At 64.9% G+C, this 22,642-nt stretch carries 17 protein-coding genes; 7 read left to right on the forward strand and 10 right to left on the reverse strand.

The window, feature by feature from the left end; genetic code table 11:
* Nucleotides 1-17 precede the first annotated feature (17 nt).
* Nucleotides 18-1,277, reverse strand: a complete 1,260-nt coding sequence (locus KVY00_RS05235) for a LuxR C-terminal-related transcriptional regulator (protein WP_255572775.1) — start codon at nt 1,275-1,277, stop codon at nt 18-20.
* A gap of 130 nt (nt 1,278-1,407) precedes the next feature.
* Here KVY00_RS05235 and fdhA point away from each other — a divergent pair, with 130 nt between their 5' ends.
* A complete protein-coding gene (gene fdhA / locus KVY00_RS05240; protein WP_223044647.1) occupies nt 1,408-2,625 on the forward strand; it encodes a formaldehyde dehydrogenase, glutathione-independent in 1,218 nt (405 codons plus the stop codon).
* A gap of 128 nt (nt 2,626-2,753) precedes the next feature.
* Here the strand turns inward: fdhA and KVY00_RS05245 are convergent, their stop codons facing one another.
* Nucleotides 2,754-3,677, reverse strand: coding sequence for a LysR family transcriptional regulator (locus KVY00_RS05245; RefSeq protein WP_223044648.1), 924 nt, complete (start codon nt 3,675-3,677; stop codon nt 2,754-2,756).
* Nucleotides 3,678-3,823: 146 nt separating this feature from the next.
* Between KVY00_RS05245 and KVY00_RS05250 the strand changes: the two genes are divergently transcribed.
* The 6 genes from KVY00_RS05250 (at nt 3,824) to KVY00_RS05275 (ending at nt 8,769) form a co-directional block, all read left to right on the forward strand.
* Entirely contained in the window at nt 3,824-4,447 is a 624-nt protein-coding gene (locus KVY00_RS05250; protein ID WP_223044649.1) for a hypothetical protein, read from the forward strand.
* Nucleotides 4,448-4,499: 52 nt separating this feature from the next.
* Complete coding sequence (locus KVY00_RS05255; RefSeq protein WP_223044650.1) at nt 4,500-5,690, forward strand: MarP family serine protease; 1,191 nt, start codon at nt 4,500-4,502, stop codon at nt 5,688-5,690.
* Between the two features lie 166 nt (nt 5,691-5,856).
* Nucleotides 5,857-6,348, forward strand: coding sequence for an RNA polymerase sigma factor (locus tag KVY00_RS05260; protein WP_223044651.1), 492 nt, complete (start codon nt 5,857-5,859; stop codon nt 6,346-6,348).
* Nucleotides 6,345-6,962 carry a methylated-DNA--[protein]-cysteine S-methyltransferase gene (locus tag KVY00_RS05265; protein ID WP_223044652.1) on the forward strand — a complete coding sequence of 206 codons (618 nt, stop codon included), beginning with the start codon at nt 6,345-6,347 and terminating at the stop codon, nt 6,960-6,962. Before KVY00_RS05260 ends, KVY00_RS05265 begins: the two co-directional genes overlap by 4 nt.
* Nucleotides 6,963-7,132: 170 nt before the next feature.
* On the forward strand, nt 7,133-8,206 hold the full coding sequence (locus tag KVY00_RS05270; protein WP_255572618.1) for an IS1249 family transposase: 1,074 nt from the start codon (nt 7,133-7,135) through the stop codon (nt 8,204-8,206).
* A gap of 263 nt (nt 8,207-8,469) precedes the next feature.
* The gene (locus KVY00_RS05275) at nt 8,470-8,769 is read left to right on the forward strand and encodes a hypothetical protein (RefSeq protein WP_223045360.1); all 300 of its coding nucleotides are present in this window, start codon (nt 8,470-8,472) and stop codon (nt 8,767-8,769) included.
* A 12-nt stretch (nt 8,770-8,781) separates the two neighbouring features.
* On the opposite strand, the gene KVY00_RS05280 is transcribed toward KVY00_RS05275, so the two are convergent.
* The 8 genes from KVY00_RS05280 to KVY00_RS05315 all read right to left on the reverse strand — a co-directional run bounded on the left by KVY00_RS05280 (nt 8,782) and on the right by KVY00_RS05315 (nt 22,576).
* Nucleotides 8,782-11,406: a TrlF family AAA-like ATPase gene (locus KVY00_RS05280; protein WP_223044653.1), complete on the reverse strand. Its 2,625-nt coding sequence runs from the start codon at nt 11,404-11,406 to the stop codon at nt 8,782-8,784.
* Nucleotides 11,407-11,534: 128 nt separating this feature from the next.
* Nucleotides 11,535-12,992 (reverse strand): ApeA N-terminal domain 1-containing protein, encoded by a 1,458-nt coding sequence (locus KVY00_RS05285; protein WP_223044654.1) that lies wholly within the window; start codon nt 12,990-12,992, stop codon nt 11,535-11,537.
* Nucleotides 12,989-13,777, reverse strand: coding sequence for a TatD family hydrolase (locus tag KVY00_RS05290; protein WP_223044655.1), 789 nt, complete (start codon nt 13,775-13,777; stop codon nt 12,989-12,991). The genes KVY00_RS05285 and KVY00_RS05290 overlap by 4 nt, the downstream gene beginning before the upstream one ends.
* Nucleotides 13,777-15,075 (reverse strand): hypothetical protein, encoded by a 1,299-nt coding sequence (locus tag KVY00_RS05295; RefSeq protein ID WP_223044656.1) that lies wholly within the window; start codon nt 15,073-15,075, stop codon nt 13,777-13,779. The genes KVY00_RS05290 and KVY00_RS05295 overlap by 1 nt, the downstream gene beginning before the upstream one ends.
* Nucleotides 15,072-15,914, reverse strand: coding sequence for a hypothetical protein (locus KVY00_RS05300; RefSeq protein WP_223044657.1), 843 nt, complete (start codon nt 15,912-15,914; stop codon nt 15,072-15,074). Before KVY00_RS05300 ends, KVY00_RS05295 begins: the two co-directional genes overlap by 4 nt.
* The gene (locus KVY00_RS05305; protein ID WP_223044658.1) at nt 15,904-17,787 is read right to left on the reverse strand and encodes a KAP family P-loop NTPase fold protein; all 1,884 of its coding nucleotides are present in this window, start codon (nt 17,785-17,787) and stop codon (nt 15,904-15,906) included. Before KVY00_RS05305 ends, KVY00_RS05300 begins: the two co-directional genes overlap by 11 nt.
* Nucleotides 17,784-20,708, reverse strand: a complete 2,925-nt coding sequence (locus KVY00_RS05310) for a DEAD/DEAH box helicase family protein (RefSeq protein ID WP_223044659.1) — start codon at nt 20,706-20,708, stop codon at nt 17,784-17,786. The genes KVY00_RS05305 and KVY00_RS05310 overlap by 4 nt, the downstream gene beginning before the upstream one ends.
* Nucleotides 20,705-22,576 (reverse strand): DNA methyltransferase, encoded by a 1,872-nt coding sequence (locus KVY00_RS05315; RefSeq protein WP_223044660.1) that lies wholly within the window; start codon nt 22,574-22,576, stop codon nt 20,705-20,707. Before KVY00_RS05315 ends, KVY00_RS05310 begins: the two co-directional genes overlap by 4 nt.
* Between the last annotated feature and the right edge of the window lie 66 nt (nt 22,577-22,642).

The following is a 22,642-nucleotide window of genomic DNA, read 5'->3' on the forward strand; positions in this document are numbered from 1 at the left end:
CGCCCCGAGCCCGTCGGCTAGCCCCGCTGCCCGGCGGTGAGCACGGCGATGGCCTCCGCGCGCGAGTCCGCCCCCAGCTGGCGCAGGATGCGCGAGACGTGGAACTTGACCGTGTTCTCGCTGATCCGCAGTTCGTCGGCGATGGCGCGGTTGCGATAGCCCGCGACCATGAGCGCCGCGACCTGCACTTCCCGAGGTCGCATGCCGGCCATGGCCGATGAGGCCGGGTGCGTGCGGGGCGGATCGAGCGGCAGGGTGACATTGATCCGCGTGCCCCAGCCGGGCGTCGTGTCGACGGTCACGGTGCCGTTCAGCGACCAGATCCGCTCTCTGATCTTGCCCAGCAGCGTCTTCGCCGCCGCGGCCGAGCCCGGCCCGTCGTCCTGCATGCGGATGAGCAGGTTCGTGCCGTCGCAGTCCCAGTGGATGCGGATGTGGTTCACCTCCTCCCCCTCCACGAGGGTGAGGACGGCCCGGTACACGAGGGCGCGGGCGCCGAGCGACACTTCGCCCGGCAGCGGCCGCCCGTCGGCCGGCGGATCCGCGAACTGCAGTTTGACCGGCGAGTAGCGCGAGATCGCGCGCAGATCCTCCTTCAGACGCTCGAACGAGACGGTCACCGACTCCTCGGTCAGGGTGCGCACCTGCTCGACGGTGCTCGACATCCTGGAGAGCGCCGCGACGGCTCGGCTGAGGGCTTCGGCTCGGGCCTGCGCGTCATTGAGCCGCTTCGAGCGCAGCGCCGCGAGCACCGACTCCATGGCCGCGGCGTACTCGTCCTCGAGCTCGGTCAGCGCCTTCAGCCGCGTCCCCGCGATCGCCCGAGCGTGCTGCAGGTAGTCGGGTTTCGCCTCGTCGGCCCGCTCCTGCACGTGCTGCGCCACGATGTCCCAGACGGCGAGCAGCAGCTGCGCCTGCGTCTCAGCTCCGCTACCCGGACCGGCGACCACCAGCAGGGCACCGTTGCGCGACAGCAGCTGCAGCGTACGGTGCTCCGAGCCCGCGATCTCCAGCGTCTCGCTCCGCATCCCGCCGGACGCCTCGAGCCGCTTCCGCAGGCGCTCCAGCTCGAGTCCCCGCATCCGACGCACGAACACCGGATCGCCGGCGCCCTGTACTCGTCCGCCTCCGACATCGGCCGCGAGCATCACGAGGGCGGTGTGCGACACCAGCGGCGTGATCAGCTCCGAGAGGGCGGGAAGCATGAGTCGCAGAGGCGAGGCGAGCACATCCGAGAGGCCCCGCAGCAGGGCCTCGCGGGAGACTTCACTACACATGACATGAGCATAGTCTCGAACGCCTACCCGAAGGTATGGCTCCCCTCATCCTCGCGAGCAGTTGTGAGCCTCCCGGGAGCACGCGAGGCTGGGGCCAGGTCACCGTCGACCTCCGAAAGAAAGGACGCTGATGTCAGGTAACAAAGCTGTTGCGTACAAGGGCCCAGGGGTCGTCGAGGTCATCGACACCGACTATCCGGAGTTCGAGTTGAAGGACGGGCCGGGCGTCAACCCGGCGAACGTCGGTCGCAAGGTGCCGCACGGCGCCATCCTGCGCACCGTCGCGACCAACATCTGCGGCTCCGACCAGCACATGGTGCGCGGCCGCACCACCGCTCCCGAGGGGCTCGTGCTCGGCCACGAGATCACTGGCGAGGTGGTGGAGGTCGGTCCCGACGTCGAGTTCATCAAGGTCGGCGACATCGTCTCCGTGCCGTTCAACATCGCCTGCGGTCGCTGTCGCAACTGCAAGGAGGGCAAGACCGGCATCTGTCTGAACGTCAACCCCGACCGGCCGGGCAGCGCCTACGGCTACGTAGACATGGGCGGATGGGTCGGCGGTCAGGCGGAGTACGTGCTCGTGCCCTACGCGGACTGGAACCTGCTGAAGTTCCCGGACCGCGATCAGGCGCTCGAGAAGATCCTCGATCTCACGATGCTCTCCGATATCTTCCCCACCGGCTTCCACGGCGCCTACAGCGCCGGCGTGAAACCCGGTTCGACGGTGTACGTCGCGGGGGCCGGCCCGGTCGGCATCGCCGCCGCGGTCGGCGCGCAGCTGCTGGGCGCGGGTGTGGTGATCGTCGGAGATCTCAATGAGGATCGCCTCGCGCAGGCACGCTCGATCGGCTGCGAGACCGTCGACGTCTCGAAGGGCGACCCGCGTGATCAGATCGAGCAGATCCTCGGGGTGCCCGAGGTCGAGTGCGGAGTCGACGCGGTCGGCTTCGAAGCGCGCGGCCACGGATCCGACGCGAGTCACGAGGCGCCCGCGACCGTGCTCAACTCCCTGATGGACATCACGGAGGCGGGCGGCGCCCTGGGCATCCCGGGCCTCTACGTGACCGGTGACCCGGGCGGCATCGACGAGGCCGCGAAGGTGGGATCGCTGTCGATCCGTCTCGGTCTCGGCTGGGCGAAGTCGCTGTCGTTCACCACGGGCCAGTGCCCGGTCATGAAGTACAACCGCCAGCTCATGCAGGCGATCCTGCACGACAAGGTGCAGATCGCGAAGGCGGTCAACGCGACGCCGATCTCGCTCGACGACGCCCCGCGCGGCTACGCCGAGTTCGATCAGGGCGCCGCGAAGAAGTATGTGCTGAACCCGAACGGCTACATCAAGTCGTAGTCGCCGCGGCGACGACGCGAACGCGGAGTCCCGATCTGCTGCCTCCCCCTCGGGCGAAGCAGCAGATCGGGACTCCGCGTTTTCGGGCGCAGGCACTGCGTCGCTCACCCAGGCGAGCATCGACGCGGCTACACCGTCTGGTCCGACGGCTCCCCCGAAGCCGCGAGCGAGCGCAGGAAGTCGACGGCAGCCGCAACGGCGGGGTTCGGTTTCCGCCCCGCCCGATAGCGCAGCGCGATGCGGCGCACCCCGAGCCCGGGCGGCTCATGCACTTCGACGCCGTTCAGAGTCTGCTCCCGCAGAGCGAGCTGCGGCATGAGAGTGACGCCCTCACCGGCGGCGACGAGGGAGAGCGCGGTCTGGTGGTTCTTGTACCGGTGCGGGGCCGTGACCGAGTTGCGAAGGCCCCGTCGCACCCGTCGCACCGCGTGCGACGCGCCGGCCCCGGAGTCGACCTCGAGCCACGGAAGCCGTAGGTTCTCGAGCTCCACGACACCCATCGCGGCCTGGGTGCCCGCGGGCGCGACCAGCACCCACGGATCGTCGAGCAGCGGGGCCTCCCGTACTCCCGGCCCGAGCGGGGCCGGATCGACGGACTCGTCGAACTCCGTGGCGATGAGATCGAGGTCCGCGGTACGGAGCGCGCGCAGCAACTGGGTCTGCTCGGCTTCGACCACGAGCAGATCGACACCCGAGAGCTCGCTCCGCCACTGCGGAAGCGACGGCGCGAGCAGGCCGCCGATGAAGCTCTGGAACGCGCCGAATCGCACGCGCCCGCTCGGCAGGTCGCTCACCGCACCGACCCGCAGGGCCGCCTCGTTGACCTCTCGCTCGACGTTCTCGGCGAGCTCGATCAGCTCGCGGCCGGCGGCGGTCGGCACGATGCCTCGGGGGCTGCGCTCCACCAGTGGAACACCCACCTCCGCCTCGAGCCTCGCGAGCTGCTGCGATACCGCGGAGGGCGTGAGCCCCAGCACATCGGCCGCCGCCAGCACACCCCCGCTGCGCGAGATCTGGAGGAAGTACTGCAGGCGCGCGACGTTGATCCTCATATTCACTTATTCTAAATGCCCGATTCTCATTTATTCGATTGTGCTGAACCATTGTCGGGGCGCAGAATGGTGCTATTCGACGCCCGGGAAGCTCTGCTTCCGATCCGCGTCAACCGTGCCCGCATCGAAACGCACAAGGAACACCGTTGGAAGACTTCGTCGGAGCCACGCTCGGCTGGCTCGGCACCGCAGGCACCTTCTCCGCCTACCTCATGATCTGGCGCGGCTGGGCCTCGCCCACCGCTATCCGCTACGCCTCCCTCAACGCGATCGGCGGATTCATGGCGGCGGGCGGAGCGCTGATGTACGGCGCGTGGCCCGCGGTCGCGTCGAATCTGGTGTGGGGAGTCATCGGCGCCCACGGCGTACTGTGCGCGCTGCGGAGCCGCTGGGCGAGGATGCGCCTGGCTGCGCCGGGTGATCCCTCAGCTTCCCTCACTGCAGCATCCGCCACGCCTGCCGCTTCCACCGCTGACGCCCAGCAGGAGGAGCCGGCTGACATCCCGCCTGGCGCGTGGACCCCGAGCGTCACCGACGCCCTCGCGATCAGCCTGCCCTGGCTCGACCCCTCCCGCCACGTCGAGCCCGAGGACCCCTCAGCCTTCGACACCATCCCGATCAGCCTGCCCTGGCTGCGAGCGGAGGAGGCTGCGGCGGCGGATGCTTCGGAAGCCGCGGCGGAGGAGGCCGAAGCGGCTGAAGCCGCTGCTTCGGGAGCCGCCGGGGCCGATCCCGAACCGACCCGGCCCCATCCCATTCCCGTGATGTAAGCTCAGCGCCGAAGCGCGCCGACCCGGCGCCGCACGTTCGTGAGAGGGGCCGATGCTCGGGATCGCAGATGTCGTCATCCTGATCCTGCTGCTCGTGGGCCTGGTAGCGGGGTTCAGAGCGGGATTCTTCTCGGCGCTCGGCATGTTCTGCGGGCTTCTCGCCGGTGCGGCCGCCTCCCCCTGGGTGCTGCCGCTCATCGCTCGCGAGCTGCCCGAGGCCGGCTGGCGCAGCCCTGCGGTGATCGCCTCCGCGGTGCTGCTGCTCGTGCTGGGCGCCTCGATCGGCGCGGGCATCGGCGGGATCGTGCGCCGCGGAGCAGATCGGATCCGCCTCAAGCCGCTGGAGCGGCTGCTCGGCGGCGCGCTCGGCCTGGTTGCGGCGGTGACCTCGGTCTCGCTGATCGGCGCGGGCGTCGCCGCCTCGGGCATCCCGGGAGTCTCCGCGGCCGCGGCCTCGTCGTCCGTGCTGCGCTACATCGACCGGGTGACTCCGGATCCGCTCGTCGCCGCAATGGCCCGGCTGCACTCGGCGGTGCTCGGCGACACCGTCCTGCCGACGATCGACGGGCTGATCGACGGCAACCTCGTGCTCGCGGCGCCCGATCCCGCGCAGATCGACACCGACGATCCGGCGCTCTCCGCGGCAGCGGCGTCGGTGGCGCGCATCTCGGGGATCGCCTACGGCTGCGGCACCATCCCGACCGGCAGCGGTTTCGTCGTGGCCGAGGACCGCGTCGTCACCAACGCCCACGTGGTCGCCGGTATCGAGACACCGCTGGTCGAACTGCCCGGAGAGCCCGCGCGCGACGGACGCATCGTGTACTTCGACCCCGTCGACGACCTCGCGGTCATCGCCGTCGACGTCGACGCGGCTCCCCTGCCCCTCGACGACGCCCTCGCACCCGGAGGAGTCGGCGCGGTGCAGGGCTACCCGCACGGCGGGCCGTTCAGCACGGTTCCGGCGGGAGTGCTCGCTACCGGCACGATCTCCGTCCCCGACATCTACGGGACGGGCGGATCGCCCCGCTCCGTGCACACGCTCGACGCCGACGTGCAGCCCGGCAACTCCGGCGGGCCGCTGCTCACGGAGGAGGGCGCCGTCGCCGGCGTGGTCTTCGCCCGCGACACGGCACGCTCGGAGGTGGGCTACGCCATGACGCTCGCCGAGCTGCTGCCCGTGCTCGCGTCGGTCGACGGCTCCGCCGATCCGGCGCCCGTATCCTCCGGGCAGTGCGTCAGGTAGCCTCCTCGCGCGAGAGCGGCATCAGCGCTCGGAGCGGCCCCGGACGTCGATCTCACGTTTCGGGGCTCGCCGACGTCTTCACGGTACAGAGAGCGATTGTTGACGCCGGATCTCGCAGCAGACGAGACGGAAGCGCATTCGATGGGATGAACATGACTGGATCGATATGAAAGCCCCGTTCGAGACCGTGGTCGCCGATCACGGCATCACCGTCCTCCGCGTCTGCCGATCCCTGCTCGGGATCCATGACGCCGACGACGCCTGGTCGGAGACCTTCCTCGCCGCGATGCGCGCCTACCCCGAGCTCTCGGACACGGCGAACGTCGAAGCCTGGCTGGTGACCATCGCCCGCCGCAAGGCGATCGACGTGCACCGTGCCGGGAAGCACGACCCTCTGCCGGTCGAGGAGCTGCCCGAGGCCCCGACGGCACTCGGGATCCCCGGCGCGAGCGACACCGATCTCTGGGAGGCGGTCGGCCGGCTGCCCGAGAAGCAGCGGCTCTCGATCACCCTCCGATACCTCGTCGGGATGTCTCACGCGGAGATCGCGGAGATCCTCGGCGGCACCGTCGACGCCGCCAGAAGAGCCGCCGCCGACGGACTGAAGACCCTGCGAAGAACTTACCCGGGCTGCGCCGTGAAAGGAGCACGATCATGACCGACACCCGAAGCGATGACGCCCTCACCGCCCCGGCAGCGCCCGTCGACCCCTCGAAGCTCGAGGAGCTGCACCGTCGCTTGGAGGCCACGGCGCAGGCCGAAGGTCTCGTCGAGGTCGCCTATCGGATCGTCGACAGCCCGGTCGGCGAGCTGCTGCTGGCGTCGACGCCGAAGGGGCTGATCCGGGTCGCCTTCGCGAACGAGGATCACGACCGGGTGCTCGAGACCCTGGCGATGAAGGTCGGCCCGCGCATCCTGCGCTCCCCCGGGCAGCTCGACACCGCCGCGCGCGAGCTCGACGAGTACTTCGCGCACCGGCGCGAGACCTTCGACCTGCCGCTCGACTTCTCGCTGTCGAGAGGGTTCCGTCAGCTGGTGCAGCGGCATCTGCCCGAGATCGGCTACGGCCAGACCCGCAGCTACAAGGAGATGGCCGAGATGGTCGGCAGCCCGAAGGCCGTGCGCGCTGTCGGCAGCGCCTGCGCTACGAACCCGCTGCCCGTCGTGGTGCCGTGCCACCGGGTGCTGCGCACCGACGGATCGCTCGGCGGTTACATCGGCGGCCTGGACGCCAAGACGACCCTGCTCGAACTGGAGCGGGGCGGATCATGACGGTGTTCTCGCGCGAACCCGGGCAACGTTCTGACTCATAACGCCCTGGGGTTATAGGCCAGAAAGAGTGGATGGAAACGGCGTCTAGCCGCGTGAACACGCGGTAAAACCGGGATCGTTATACCCCGGCACCCTTAACTGTGCCGAATCCCCTGAACTCGACCTTCTGCATGCTATGCGGGACCAAACTCGTGAAGAACGGGAAACACCCCTCAGGAACACAGCGTTGGCGATGCAAGAACTGCGGCACCTCGAGCGTTCGGAAACGCCCCGATCTCACCCAGCGTGAGCAGTTGCGCGAGTTCGTGTCCTGGCTCACGGGCAAGCATTCTCAACCCGAGATCGATGGCACCCGGACCGGGCGCACGTTCCGCCGTAGAACGGCCTGGTGCTGGGGCATGCGGCCGACATTGCCGCCCTGCAAGACGATCTTCCACGCGGTCATGGTCGATGGGATCTGGATCGGATCGTGGTGCTTGCTGATCGCGCTCTCCGACACCGGCCGGGTGCTCGCCTGGCAGTGGTCAGGCGGGGAAACCACCGCAGCCTGGGCCGCGCTGCTCGAGCAGATCCCGTCTCCCGGGGTGCTGGTCTCGGACGGTGGCAGCGGGCTCCCGTCCGCACTCCGGCAGGCATGGCCGCACACGCAGCATCAACGCTGTCTGTTCCACCTGCAACTGAACGTGACCCGGCACCTCACGAGGAATCCACGCACCAGAGCCGGGCGCGCCCTGCGCCAGCTCGTGATGCAGCTGGGCGAGGTCTGGGACGAGGACGCCGCGATCTCGTGGCAGATCCGACTCGATGAATGGTGGCGCGCATTCGGACACCTCACCCGCGAACGAACTCTGCTGAGAAACGGGAACTTCGGTTTCACCCATGACCGACTCCGCAAAGCCTGGCTCCTGGTCCGCAACGTGGTCAGGAAAAACCTGCTGTTCACCTACATCATCTACGGGAACCCACGCACGACCTCCCCGCTGGAAGGCGGCGTGAACGCGCAACTGCGAGACCTCCTCAAGCGTCACCGCGGCATGAGCGAGGAGCACCGCAGGCGAGCCGCGGAATGGTTCCTCACCCTGCACGAACTCTCACTCGACGAGGCACTCAACACTGCCGCTCCGGAACCGCAGAAGCCACCACCGAAACCACAGGAAGAACCCACCGGACCCGCCCTCTACGACACCGGCCTCGATGCCAGCGAAGGACTCTGGAAACGAACCGGCTGGGCCGGCCGGGCCTGAACACGCCCAACGCCATCCACTCTTTCTGGCCGGTAACCCACGCCCTGAACGAGGTCCGCCGAGAACGCAAAAGCGGGGCCGATCAGTGATTTCTCACTGATCGGCCCCGCTTCTCGTTGGTGGGGCTCCTACGGACTTACTGCAATCAAAACGAGACAGTCCGCCGACTCGATGGCCTGGTGGCAGAGGCTCGATGTCAGATCAACGGTGCTGCGCCGCGACGCGTGCCTCAGCCTCCGCGCTCGGCGCGCAAAGGGAAGCACTTGCCTGCTGAGACGGAGCGGGCCATCGTCACCGAGTATCGGGCAGGGCAGACGATGAAAGCGATCGCGGCGAAGCACGGTATTCATCGCGTCACGGTCAGCGAGGTACTCGATAGGACGGGCACGGCGAAGCGGTCGAAAGGCATGAGTCCGAGCCAAGTCGACATGGCCGCACGCCTCTATGAGTCTGGCCTCTCGCTCGCGAGTGTCGGCGCGCAGCTCAATTTCGACGCAACAACGATCCGCACGATGCTTATACGAAGCGGCATAGCAATGCGTGACTCACATGGACGGTACTGACCGGACTTCACGCTAGAACCCGTAAAGATGCTGTCGAGCGTTGAAAGCTGCTGGCCCGCCCTCGAGCACGTTCTCAACGTGGGAACGAATGGTCACATCGTCCAGGGAACCGATGCCGTCCGCTGCAGCTCGACCATTCTGACCATCCCCTTCGAGAGCCACGATCAACTCAGCATCGCCAAGCACTGGAACGTTCGCATTGTGAGTGCTCGCGATGATCTGACGCTTACCCTTCAGAGTCCGAAGGTTGGTGACGATGCCGTCATAGACGAATCGGTTGTCCAGATCGTCCTCGGGCTGATCGATCACGAGCGGAGCGTTCGATGCGCCGAGCAGGAGAAGGAGCAGGGCGGTCGCGCGCTGCCCCTTCGACAGATCGTCCATCTTCTTGAACTCGCGCGTGCCCGTTCCTGCCTGAACGTCGAGTTGAACCTCCACCGCTTGCCCCACTGATTGCTCCTCGAGCTGTCGGAAAAGAGGCTCTCCGGCCTCAAGCAGAGACCGCGCCTGTGCACCGCTGATCGAGAACTGTGCGCTCAGTTCCGACTCTCCGGCTCGCGCCGCCTCTACGAAGGCTCGCGTTGAGAAGTTGTCCTGGTCGATAGCCGCCATGATGCGATTGCGCTGACCGGAGATGGACTGCTCGATCAACGACTTGATGTGCTTCCGATCCGACGCGGGGACGGGCTTTACGATCACGACGCCGCCAGTCGCGGCGTTCGCGGCACGGATCGCTTCGGTCAGTTCTCGTGCCCGATCGTTCTCGTGGCCTGCGAGCGCCTGCAGCAGGATGTCCCGCTCGGTTTGCAGGCCCCGAAGGCTCGTTGCAATACCGGCGCGTCGAGACTCCTTGGCCTTCAACGTCTCCAGTGCCCTGGTCGTGTCGAGGTACTTGTTGGGCTCCAGCCCCTCCTCCACGAGCTTGCGAAGCACCTCATCGTGCTCGTCGCGCTGCTCGCGAACTGCGTCTGACCATTCGGTCTTCGCTGTCTCGATCTCCAAAGATGCCGCGTCGAGCGCTGTGCGGGCCTCAGCCGCAAGGGCCGTCAGCTTGGCGGCAAGTGCCGTCGACGCAGCCTGAGCGCGCTTGAGATAGTCAGATCTGGGTGAGTCGTCAATGTTCTCGAACGCGGCCTCAAGCTTCGTGATCAGCTGCGGGTCGGTGAGCGCTGTTAGCGATTCCTGAGCTGTGGCCACGCGCGCCGTTGCTTCAGTGAATACCGCTTCGTCCTGGGTGAGTCGCGTGACTTCCTTGAGGCGAGTCGGCACATCCGTGTCGGTGTAGTGCCGCACCTGCTCCTCGAGCCGAGGGACGTCCGCAAGCTCATCCTCGAGCTGGGTTCGCCCCTCCTCTGCACGAGTCAATTTCTCTCGGTTCAGCTTGAGCTTGGCCAAAGTCTCGATGTGCTCGGCCGTCAGTTCGCCACTCCCTTGGAACCGCTGCAGCATGCTCGCGACCTTCGAGCTGTCGTTCGTCAGTTCGGCAAGCTCGTGTTGCCCGAAGATCTCCACGTTTGCGATGACGTCGACTGGCCGCAGGTTGGTGGCAGTACCGCTCTCGTCTTTCACTACCGGAAGGTTGTTGACAGAGCGCTCGATGGTGAACGTACGCACCGACGGCGAGGTGGTCTCGACGAGCAGCTTCACCACGGTGCCCGACTTGAGCACACCGCTCACGATGCCGTCATGGTCTCGCTTCGCCTCCGCACCGATCGGGGTGAGCCCCAGCACAAATCGGAGGCTCTCGATGGCCGTCGATTTCCCAGTGCCTCGTCCGCCAATGAGTGTCGTGAGATCGGTCGAAAGCGGAATCGTCACGCCATCCAGAAAGCCGCCGACCCACGAGATTTCTTTCAGGGTGGGGCGCGGTTCGATTGCGGGATCCTCCAGCGAGACTCGAGTCTCAGGCGTTCGGACAGCGAGCTTGAGGCTGTCCACGGAGAGGCGACTGACCTTGAACCAGCAGCTCGCCCCCTCGCTCTGGAGGGCGCACGGCTTCGTCACATCGTCGGCATGGATCGCGGCAAGCGGGTGAGCCCTGTCATAGGGCTTGGTGCCGTTGAGGATCGCCGCCTGGTCTGTGCCATCGGGTTGGCTCGGTGTGATGCCGAGTGCATGAAGGTCCGGGTGCTTGATCTTGGTGACGAGTGGCTGTCCAGCGCGGCCAGTCAGGAGGCCGCTGTTCGGAACGTTGACGTGGGCAGGAATCACGAGGGCGCCCTGCGCGGTCATCTTCTCGAGGATGTCGGTAAACGGCTCGCCGGTTGTCCCGTTGGCGCAGCCAGGTGATACCCCGCACATCCCGATCGCGGCGTTGATCGTCGCTGCGCTGGTGCCCGCTTCGAAGATCACAAGGATGTGGATGCCCTCGTCGGAGTTCGCCTCGAAGCCGGGAAGGGCAACGATGCCCCGATCGGCTGCGTCGCGGATGAGCTGAAGTGCGGAGTCGACCTTCCAGTGATCCGTGATGGCGAACAGCTCGATACCCTGCGCTTCGCATTCGTCGAGCAGGGCCTTGTTGTAGTCCGCCTCCGTGTTGTACGTCGCCGACGGCGCGTTCTTCCCTTGGTATTCGTAGGGGTTCACCTGGAGTGCGGCTCGCACCCATCGTGCCCCGGGGCCAGTCTTATCGTTCATCTCATCCCCCAAGCTTTCTCCGAGCTGACGGGCATCGTTGCCCGCGCTCGCGTTACCTGTCTAATCTGGCGGCAGACACCAGCCGATCGGTCGGCGGAATCCTGCAGTGTGAAGCCGCCACCATTCCCTCAGCGCTCCCCGTTCCTGGCTGCACGCTCCTGCGCGCCGAGCGGAGCACCAAGCAATCGGATGGCCTCAGAACGCACCGCCCGTTCGAGGATGTCAGCCACGATCGCCAAGTGCTGGGGTTCGAATGAGCCTGAGCCGTGCGACAGTGTGTTTCGGGCTCTTGTGAGAGCAGTCTGGAGCGGGAGCGTTCCTTTACCGGTGTCTTCCTTGCGAACGGCCTTGATCAGTTCGGTCTTCGTGAGTTCCTCCGAGACTTCGTCCGGTAGTCGCTTCAGTAGATCTGAGAGCGCCGAGTCGAGGCCCTGCTGAGCCTCCCGACGGAGGTTCTTGTTGATGAATGTGAAGTCGGCCTTCTCGAGAAGTTGCTGGGCACGCGCAAGTATGCTCTCCCGCTTGAGGCCGTACTTCTCTTTGTTCGCCTCATGCTTGGCGCGGTTCTCGAAGCCGTATGATCCCTCCAGCGCTTGGAGCAGAAGTAGGAACCTCGAGCGGGGATGTTGGTCAGTAGCCGTTGCCATCGCACCGTAGGTCTCAAAGAGAGGGTGCCTAGCCGTGATCTGTCGCTGCCAGGCATGTAGTAGGTCGAGCAGGCTCAGGTCGTCGTTCGCAAGGTTGACCGCCGAACGAATCTCCTCGACGGCAGCGCGGGTTGAGTTGACGGGCAGGTGGGTGATGTCCCAGCCGAACACTTGGTCGCGGTGCGAGCGCGGGGCGGCCTCATCGACCAGCGTGAGAAGGTACCGAAGCTCACGGGGAGCACCCGTCAGGAGTGAGATGAGCTGGCGGAGAGGGCGCACCCACTCAAGCCACCAATCGACAACCGTCAGTGGCTCGTCTGAGTTGAGGCGCAGGACAGGGCCGAAGGCCATCCTGAATTCGTAGCCGTCGAGCGCCCGCACGCTGTAGTCGTAGCTGAAAATCATCGACTGGCCGCCGACGCTCCAGGTGAACTTGGCGTCCTTGTCGACGGTGGCTTCCCAGACTGGCTCGTCGCCAGCCTTCATCGGCATTTTGACGCGAGAGATTGGGGCGACCCCCGCGACCGATTCCAGCCCCTCGATCTGGAGCTCGATGGAGGCGTACTTCCGGTGTTCCGCCGTGTCGAATGCGTCAAGTGACAGTGCTGCGAAGGCTCCCACGGCTCGGCCGCTTCCTGGGAAGCTGTAGCTGAGTTCGCCGTTCATCAGGGCCACGTAGGCCCCGCTTGAGAGTCGGCCTGTGAGGACGTCGAAGGCGTGGCGCTGTGGGAACGAGGCGACTCCCGTGGCTCCTTCGGACACCCACTCGATCGGCAGATCGCCGTACAGGATCCCGGTTGGGTACTTCCCCTGCTCAACGGTCAGAAGTCCCGGAATCGCCAGATGGCCACCCCTACGGTCGGGCACCTGCCAGGTGATGAGGTACTCGCCGGTCTCAAACGGCAGCTTGACTGCTGAGGTCTCCTTGGCTGGTTTCATCGCGGCGCTCCGTTCGCACGCGCGAAGGCGATCATCCGCCGAACAGCGGCAGGGAGAAGGCCGTCAACGTTCGTCTCACCCACAAGGCGGACCAGGTTCGCCCAGACCTGCCTGCGGACAGCTTGGACATCGAGACTGTAAATCCTCGCCAGCGCCTGTTCGACGTCGTCGACGGAACCCGGCTGTCGCGGCAAAGTGGATGTGCGATCACCGGACGGATGGTCGGTCTCGGTAAGAATCCGCTCGAGCGGGATCAGCGAGACGTCAGCCGGGTACTTCATCCCTGCGGCGTTGATCGAGAACCAGCAGTCGAGTTCGATCGCCCGCAACGTCTCGGCCTCGTTGCCGCGCCACCAGTGGAGCACAGCACCCTTGATCGGCGTTCGCTCCAGCGCGCCCAGAACGCGGCCCGACGCACCTGAACTGTGGATAGAGGCGACGCGGGGGGTCCTCTGAAGCGCGCTAAGCACCGAGGCGAACACCTGCTCCTGATCCGCAATGGGCACCTTTGAGCGCCCGTCCAACCCGATCTCACTCACGAAGGCGGTCGACGCGAGCAATGAGCTAAACCTCGTTGCGTCGAAGTCCTGCTGCGCCTGCGCGACGCCTGGATGACAGCCGACGCCCCAGATCGTGACCTGATCGCGACGAGCTCTGACGGACTCGTACTCGTCCAACGATCGAGTCGCCGCGAACACGACTGCGCCGAGCCGCTCGAGGTCGGCGGAGCGAGTCTTCGGGTTGATATGCGCATGCAGGTCGAGCGGGGGAAGCTGGGGTGCCATCAGAAGAGCCCCCGCAGTTCCTCAACTCCACGCCGGGACAGCGCGAGCGCGTCCTGCGCGGTGTATCCCTCCGGCAGTGACATCGCCATCACGTCGCGTGGCCGGATGCCTCGGTCGACGAAGTCGCGGAGCGGCTCAACGATCGACTTCTGCCGGACGAACGTGCCGTACCTGCCACTCGCATCTTCGGAGAGATAGGTCGTGGCGTCTGGAATGCCGGCGGCGGTGAAAGCTGCTCGGCGGACGAGGCAGCCGAAGCAGACACCGCAGGAGGAACCAGCTGGCGCTCCGCTGTAGCGCCCATCGGTGTGCGAACAGGAGTTTGTGCTGCTGAGGTAGGCCGAGGCGGCGTCGATGCCAACGGCATCTGCCACACGGCGGAACATCTCGCCCTTCGTGAGCGTCTCGAAGGGGTTCTCGATAAGGCCATGACCGCCCACGCTGTGCATCAGCGCAGACAGTTCCCGTAGGAAGCGCGGATGGGTGGTGTGCGTCGACAGGCTGCCACGGCGATCGGGGCCGAGCGGCGGGTTGAGCGAGGCAAAGCCGTTCTCGGCAATCCAGAGCGTCGAGCCAGCGCGCTCAGCGACGGCAAGCCCGAGCGCAAGGAAGAGCAGTGAGCGCGAGCGCGTCGACGTCTCGCTGCGGAACGATGAGCCGTCAAGGCGCCTCGATCCACGATGGAGGTGGAACTGATGATGCACCTGCCGGATACCGGGTATCAGCTCGTTAATCGCGCTGACGATGCCCTGTTGCACCGGGGAGATCGCGGTCGAGCTGTACTGAGACACCAGCGACTGGGAATGGTTCCCGCCCAGCTCGACTGCGGACAACAGTGCGCCAGCGGCCGAGTCAGCGCCCCCGCTCAGAAGCACCGTCCGGTCGTGGTGCTGCTCCTCGATCGGCAGTCCGGTCGCCTCAGCCAAAGGAGCCTGAGTGAAGGCGAATGCCCAGCTGTCACCCGAGAGGAACCCGACCGTGCGGGATAGCTGCTCGGCAAGCGGCGCCCAGATTTCAGGATCGGTCACCTCAACGGTGAGGTCAAAGTCCCGTGCGTTCCAGCTCGAGCCTCCGGCCTCACGGTGCACTGATCGATCAGCGGCAAGAACACCGAGCGCAATCCGGACAAGGTCGACGTTGCGTGGGTTCACCACGCCAAGGCCGGCCAGGTGGGGATCGACACCGCCAGTGAAGGTGGTGCGGCCGTTGCGCGTCCAGAGGAAGACCTCGTCGAAGCCGCCTTCCTCAAGGCCGGCATCAGCAGCTGCCTCGGAGAGTGTGAGCAGCAGCCGGGTCATGACGTGACTCCGAAGATCTGCCCGATATCGCGGATGCCGTTCTCGATGGCCTGCGCCATCTGCTGCTCGGTCGCGCCTGCCGGGTTCAGGGTTGCCTGCGCCGCATACTCCGCTGCCACATCACGGATCTGGCGCTCCAAGCTACGGCGCTTCTCGAAGCTGGCGTCCTTGGCGTAGATCGTCGCTGACACCTCGGTCAACGCGGTCTCCGCGATCGTTGTCTCGATCGACTTCCTGACGACATCCTCCGGCGTCGGCGGATGATCCGCAGGCTGCTCCAAGATCCACTCGACAACGGTCGCGACGATGTCGCGTTCCTCAGCATCCGCAACTGTGCTGTCGGCCTGGGACTCAAAGGTCGCCTCGATGATCTTGAGCCCGATAGCGACAGGGTCACCGAGCGACTGCAGCTCGTCGTAGTTGAGACCAGCCTCACGCAGGGCCTCCCGGTTGCCAGACGAGTAGGCAAGCGCAAGCCGCCCAGCTCGCCCAGCTGCCCGAGATACCCGACCGACAGAGCGGGTGGCACCACCCGATGAACGGCCACCCCCTCCGCCTCGGGCACCGCCCCCGCCGCCACCACCCGGGCCGTCGCTGCGCCCACCGCGTCCGCGCGAGTTGAGCAGGACGCGAAGCGCCGGCCCGAGGTCTACACGCGGTTGCGCCGGAGTTCCGGGACGCGGCGGATCAGAAACGTGGTCGGCTCCGTCCGCGCCGCTCGTGTCAGCACCATCGGCGGCGCCTGGCCCACCTGCGGCATCAAGCCACGCCGCAATGTTGTCGCGCAGGTCGCCTGCGTCCTTGCCACCGCTGCCGCCGAATGAGCCGCTAGTTCCCATTGCCGCTCCACGCCGTCTCGACGATGCCCACAGACTGCTGGAGTTGCTGGTCGTCTGACCCGTCCCGCCAGGCCTCAAGCACCGGCCGATAGACCGCCTGATCCAGCGGTCGAAGCTTGATGATCGTCGCCGGTTCGACGTGGGCGGCGGGAAGACTCTTCAGCGCCGCCACAACACTCGGCTGGGTACTGGGCTGCTGCGCCGCGAGGCGAAGCAGGCTCTCGACGGTGAACTTCTGCAGAGCGGGCTGATCGCGAGTTCGGCGTCCGAGATGGCCGACCAAGATCTGGGCGTCGCCCTCTGGAAGCAGCTTCAAGGTTTCGTCGGTGACGCCTGCACGGTCGAGCTTGAGGCTCGAGGCCAGGGCAACCGCGAGGTCGCGGAGACGCTCGGGTAGCCCGGTGTCGATGACCTCGATCTTGGCGAATGAGGCAGCAAGGTAGAGGTACCCGGAGATGGCGGATGCATCAAGTACGGGCGGGAGTTTCGCCCAGCGGCGGAGAGTGTCGCTGAAGTCGTCATCACGAGCGGGCTCTGGCTCCGGCTCGGTAACGGCAGGCTTCTTTCTGGCGCCGCGCTCCTTCGGCGTCTCTTCCTCGGAAGTTTCAGACGCAGGTTCCTCAATCGTCTCTACGCGACCGTTCGCAGCAACGTCGAGCGCGTCAAGCTTGTCGCGCAGCTGGTTCGACGCGAGCCAGCCGAGCACGGTCTCAAAGTCATCGGTGAGGATGCGCTCCAGCACCATGAGCTTGGCAACCTCATCCGGCTCCAGCTCGAATCCACGACGCCGGGCAACGGCCTGGCGTACATTCAGGTCGTTGAGGAACCGCTTAATGCGGCGCGGATTGCCGTGGAACTTCTCATAGAGGATTGGCGTCAGGCGTGTGGCCGTGACAAGGTGCTCCGCCAGCACACTGCCATCCTCGACCTCCAGGTCGTCGAGGCTGCCGCCACCTATGCGCAGCTCGTCGCACTTCGTGACGAAGGACGCATATGCCGCCTCGTCTTCGCTCAGCTCGGACTTCGCGAGAAGGAGGAAAAGATACGCCTCGGTGTCGAATCGGCTCAGCGCGGGAAGAGGGATGGTCGTCTGGACGATCTTGTGCAGGTAGAGCTTGGCCGGATCCTCATCCTCGTTTTTCGGAGCCGCAGTCTTGAGCTTCTGCTGGATCGCCTCGGCGACGCGATCCTCATCGGCCGCGATGACGAAGGACATGCGCTTGGCCGAAAGGAACAGCCTGATCGCTTCAAGGGTCTCGACCACAGTGTCCGGCAGGCAGCGGTCGAGATCGTCGACGAGCACCACCACACGCGACAGGTGGGCCAGCGCGGGATCAGCCAACAACGTCTCGAACTCTTCGCGGAAGGCGGTCATGCCTTTCTCGCTGTCGAGGCTGTCAGGCTCGTCGCTCACCAGCCCGAAGACGTCATCGATGTTTGGCAGCTGCATGGTGATGGCGGTCTTCGCGGCCATCTTGACCGCCTTCGACCAGTTCACCTTGCGAACGAGCTTCTTAAAGGCTTCGAGGCCAGCCTTGCCAACCGGGTCTGACTCTTTGAACTCCTTGCTGAGTGCGCCGAGCACCTCAGCAAGGAGGCTCTCCTTCGGGCCGACTGCCGGGTCGTAAAGCCACGGCTGCGTCGAGATGACGAGCACCTTGCGATCGCTATCTTTGGAGCGCTCCGTGATCTCGGACTTGATCAACTCCAGCACACTGGTCTTGCCGCTGCCCCAAGCACCAGACAGACCGATTGCCACCGGGTCGAGTCCATCGTCGAAGATGGCGTCCGCGGCCGTCTCCGCCACGGCACGAAAGGCCAGCAGATCCTGGGTGGCGGGCTCATCCGACCAGAGCGGGTATGAGGAGGTCATAGCAGCCGCTCCTGGCGTGCCGTGGTGGTGCGACGAAGTCGCGCGTATTCGAGAAGATCGGTCACCGTGGCGTTCTTCTCGTGCCACTCGTTGACGATGGTCTCGCCCAGTAGCACGTATGCCCAATCCCTGCCGTCGCGCTCTTCCTCGGGTAGCTCATTGATCTGCTCGCACCATGCCAACGCCGCTTTCTGCTTGCGCTGCACATTCTCGTCGCTGAGCGCAGACTGCGCCTTCGTCTCGACAACGTAGATGGTGAACGGCGTGCGGATGAGGAAGTCTGGCGAGTACTGCGCGGGCATGCCATCGGCTTTCAGGTACGGCCGACGAAGGAAATCGTGCCGGTACTCGTGCACCTTGGCCAGGGCCTCGATGCCAGAGTCTTTGTCAGCCCAGCGGATGAAGCGTCGCTCAAGCCCGCCGCCTTGGGATGGGACTGGCAGTTTCGGGTAGATGCACTTGTTGACTTCTTCGGCGGTGCTACCGCGAACGGGGATCGTGGCGACTTCGGACAGTGAACGGTGCTGTACTTCGGCTGAGGCCACCAACTGGCTGTCCTGGAGCTCGACAAGCCTGGTGGCGAACGTTCCGGCGATACTGTGCGCGACGTCGTCAAGCAGCAGCACGCGCCAGTTCTCTTCGGCCAGCGGGTCAAACTCCTGACCAAATAGGCGGTGACGGATGTAGCTGTCGAGCCAACCGGTGAGCAGCGGACGGTACGCCTGGAGAATCGGGAACTTCGCGTTCTCGTTATACTTGCTCTGACTTTTCGTCATCGTCCGGCCAAGCGCCTCGGTGATGCGCGTCGTCATGCGGGAGAGGTAGTCGTTGTAGCCAGTGGCAGTCAGCACTCCGCCATCGACGCGGTAGTCACCGTACTGTGTACCAGTCTCGGCGTCGTGCGAAACGAACCGGTCACCCTTGCCGACGGTCTTGATGATCAGGTCAAGTGGGTACGGCGACGCCGCAAGCTCGAGCGGATTGATGCTCGGCTGACGTAGTTCCTCGTCGGCATCGCGCAAGATGACAGGAATCTCGAAGTCGTACGCTTGGTAGCCAGGTCTGAGATCAACGTGCTCCAGGTCGCCGGTTGCACCAGTACCGTCCGCGTCGTCGCCGGTTTCGACCATGAGTCCACCGCTGAGCAGTTCATCGTAGAAGTCGCTGAACGCTGGGTGTTCGACGATGAACAGCACGTCAAAGTAGTTGGTCGGCTCGAGCCCCTTACTGATTCGCTCCCGGGTCTCGGCCTTAAGCTCGTCGATCGAGGGGTCGCCGCGCCACATCAGGCGCAGACCGCGCCCGATCGTCTGCTCCAGCAGGATGGACGCCTTTGACGAGCGCAGCGGCACGATGACTGCGATATTGCTGACGTCGAATCCTTCACGGAGCATGAGCACCGAGACGATGACCTTGGGCTGCTTGTGCCGGTCGACGTCGAACAGCTTCTCTCGGATGGGCTCCCAGTCCTTCGGGCCAAGCTCGGCCTTGCGGCCGGAGTCGACACGCAGGATGTCGTCCTCAGAAAGCCCAGTGCTCTGCAGGTACTCGACGACGTGCGGTGTGACGTTGGTGTCTTCGCAGACCACCAGCAGTTTCGGGTGTTTGTCGGGATCGGCGTCGGCGAACTGTTCTTCGAGGATCTGGAGCTTCTTCAGACCAGCCTGGAGCATGACGCGCTGACCGTTCGACAGGCCGGTGACGCGCTTCTGCTCGTCGCGCTCCGCTTTGAAGTCCAGTGGTAGCGCCGCGATCTCCTTGCGCTTATCAAGCGCAAGCGACTTAACGAGTCCGGCACGCATGGCGGACTTGAGGTCGAAATCGACGACGATGTGAGGGAAGTAGGCCTTGCCCTTCGAGCGCCCCGATCCGACCTCGTTGTATGGGGTCGCGGAAAAGTCGACCTGGGTGAAACGGCGTCCCTTTGTCGAGGCGATCTCACTCAGGCTCTTCTGCCACTCGACGTCGGTGACCTCATCGGACTTGCGCACCTCGTGGATGTGATGTGCCTCGTCGTTGAACACGACGAGATCGGGCAGGTCTTTCAGCGCTTGGAGTGGGCCGCCCCGCAGGAACCGTCGGTCCAGCACATCGAGCGCGTTCCCAGCGCTCGTGCCAGGAGTGAGCGGGAAGAAACTCTCGACTGCGGCCTTCGGGTCGATCTCGGCGCCAGGCGCTTCGACCTCGTCATCGTCGAGAAAGTCGGGGTCTTCCTTGCCTGCGAGTAGATGCCAGTTTGTGATCGCGATCAGGCCCGATCCGGTGACCTTGCGACCGATCTCGGTCTTGGTGACGACGGAGGACTGAAGGAACGTGAAGACCTGCGTGCGGTAGGTGTCCGGTATGAACAGATCCTGCTGACGGTAGATGTCGCTCGTGGAGAAGTCTCGCTCGCCATTCTGCTCCTTACCCTGGAACGAGTCGAGGAGCCGGTCGTACACGATGAGACCCGGTGCGACGAGCAGGAAGTTGCTGGAGAAGCGCGGATCCTGCGGGTTCGCGAGCTTGTTCAGGTACTGCCAGACCAGCAGCGCGTTCAGCACCCACGTTTTACCAGTGCCCGTGGCCATCTTCGCCGCGTACTTCGGGTGGTCGTGGCGGTCGCGCGTCACCTCGCCAAGTACGCCGCCCTCAAGCATCGCTTCCGGAGCGACTGCCTCGTAGAGATCACGGAGACGGGCCGTGCCGAGGACTTCGTGCGCGTAGATGATGTGGAGAATCGCGGCGCGCTGTCCGGCGTGGAAATTCAGCTCGCGGAGTTCGCAGTAGTCCTGCTGAAACCAGAAACGCAGTAGCTCGGCCGTCACCGGAGTGACCTGGTCGAGCAGCTTCGAACCGGTGCCATCGACGATCCCGGGGATCAGCGGGTCAACGACCGCAGAAAGCCCCTTGGCAAGCGGGAAGTCAGCAAAGCCGCTCATGGCTGCACCTCCACACCTGAGATAACGACCTCAGACTCGAAACCGAACACGTCAACCGCACGAACACAGACTGTGCGCGGATCATCCGCACGAGGCAGGTCGAGTACTGCGGTCGTGACGACCCGCAGCTCATCACCGTCGTTCTCGGTGTTGCCCCGGTAGTCCTGCCAGACCGAGCGGAACACCTCGCCGTCGTAGTCGGGATCGACCGCCCAGTACTCAATGAGCGCTAGTGGCTCGGTGTTCATCACGTCCTGGAGCTTTGCTCGGTTTGCCTGATCGAGGTTGATCGCATCCGGTGACAGCAGCACGTAGTTCTGCAGGTTCACTGCCAAAGACTCACGTTCTCCGTCCGTGGTGCGCGCGGCAACCTCGGCCTGGAGGTACTGCAAGCTGGAGAAACGTACATCGGTAGCGAGCTTGTCCGCTCCCTTTTTCTTCAGACGATCAAGCAGATCCGGTGGGATCACCAGTACCTCGAGGTTCGGATCGTTGAGGTCAGTGATGTCTTGTCCGATACCGGCCGAGAAGTTCCAGCCGAGCACCACAACCTTGTCGAAGCCACCCATCTTGACCTCGCGATAGCCCTGTGCACGCTTCAACGTCGAGATCGTGGTCAGGCGCGATGGGCTGTCCGCATAGACAAGCGTGCGCGTGCCGGGCAACCGGCCAAGGCTGCCGTTCACGTTCTCTTCGGGCGGCAGGGGAAGCGCACCGAAGAGGTCGAGCACCACCTTCGCAAGATCGCCGACACGGAACGAGCGCCCAAGCGTCGAACGTGCTTGCTCCACCTGGTAGTCGCCGATGGCCTGGTAGAGGAAGGGCTTAGCATCTTGGTCGATGAGGCGCTTGCGGGTGATCATGGCGGCGGGCTTTCCAAGGTCGCTGACTACCCAGCGGCGGCCAAGCTTTTCAGCGGCTGCAGCCGTCGTACCGGATCCAACAAAGAAGTCAGCGACAAGACCACCTTCAGGGCAGGAAGCCGTGATGATGCGTTCCAGGAGCGACTCATTCTTCTGGGTTGCGTACCCCACCTTTTCTTTTGAGAAGCTCATGATCTGGATGGAGTCGAGACGGTCCATCTCTGACGAGTTCCACGTATCCTCGATCGGGTATCCCTGACCCGTTGGACGGTTCCCATCTCGCCGTACGTAGTCGTCGGGGTAAGGTATGTACTGCTTGTTGAAGTGGAAGCGATCACGATCCTTGACGTAAAAGTAGATGTCGTCGTGATTGCGGATCCAGTTTTTCGCCGCTGACTTATACCCCGATATCCAACCGATCCGCCAAATGATCTCGCGTTGAAAGTTGCGCTTTCCGAATATCTCGTCGAGCACGATCTTGACGTAGTGGCCAACATTTGAGTCAAGGTGGACATAGATCGACCCACGCTCCGACAGCAATTCCCGCATGAGAACCAGCCTCGGGGCAATCATCGCGAGATACGACGCCGTCCCGTCCGACCATGTGTCCGAGTAGGCGAACTGTTCCAGTACCGTCGGCTTCTGGTCGATCGTCGCGCCCGGCAGGGTGATCTTCGTCCGGTAGTCGGCCTTGGAGTCGAAGGGCGGGTCGATGTAGATCAGATCGATCTTTCCGCGCAAACTCGGCGTGTCCTCATCGCCCGCGAGGAGTGCGGCCATCGCGAGGAGGTTGTCGCCGTAGATCAGACGGTTGGGTGTCTCGGTCGGGTCGGCACCGTCGTTACCCCAGAAGTTGAAGCCACCGCGATCCTTCGAAGGGATCACGAGCTCACGTGTCTGCAGACTGACGCGGTTCCGCCCCTCCAGTTGCTCCAGGATCTGTGCCGCTTGCCGCTTACCTGCGGCGACGATGCCGGGTAGCTGCTCCAGTAGGGACTTGCTCATGCTGTGTGTGATCTCCTCCGCGCCGAGGGCGCGTCTTAAGTTGTGCTCATAGTGCCGTGTCCCACG

It is taken from the genome of Leucobacter tenebrionis (genome assembly GCF_019884725.1).
Taxonomy (GTDB): Bacteria; Actinomycetota; Actinomycetes; order Actinomycetales; family Microbacteriaceae; genus Leucobacter; species Leucobacter tenebrionis.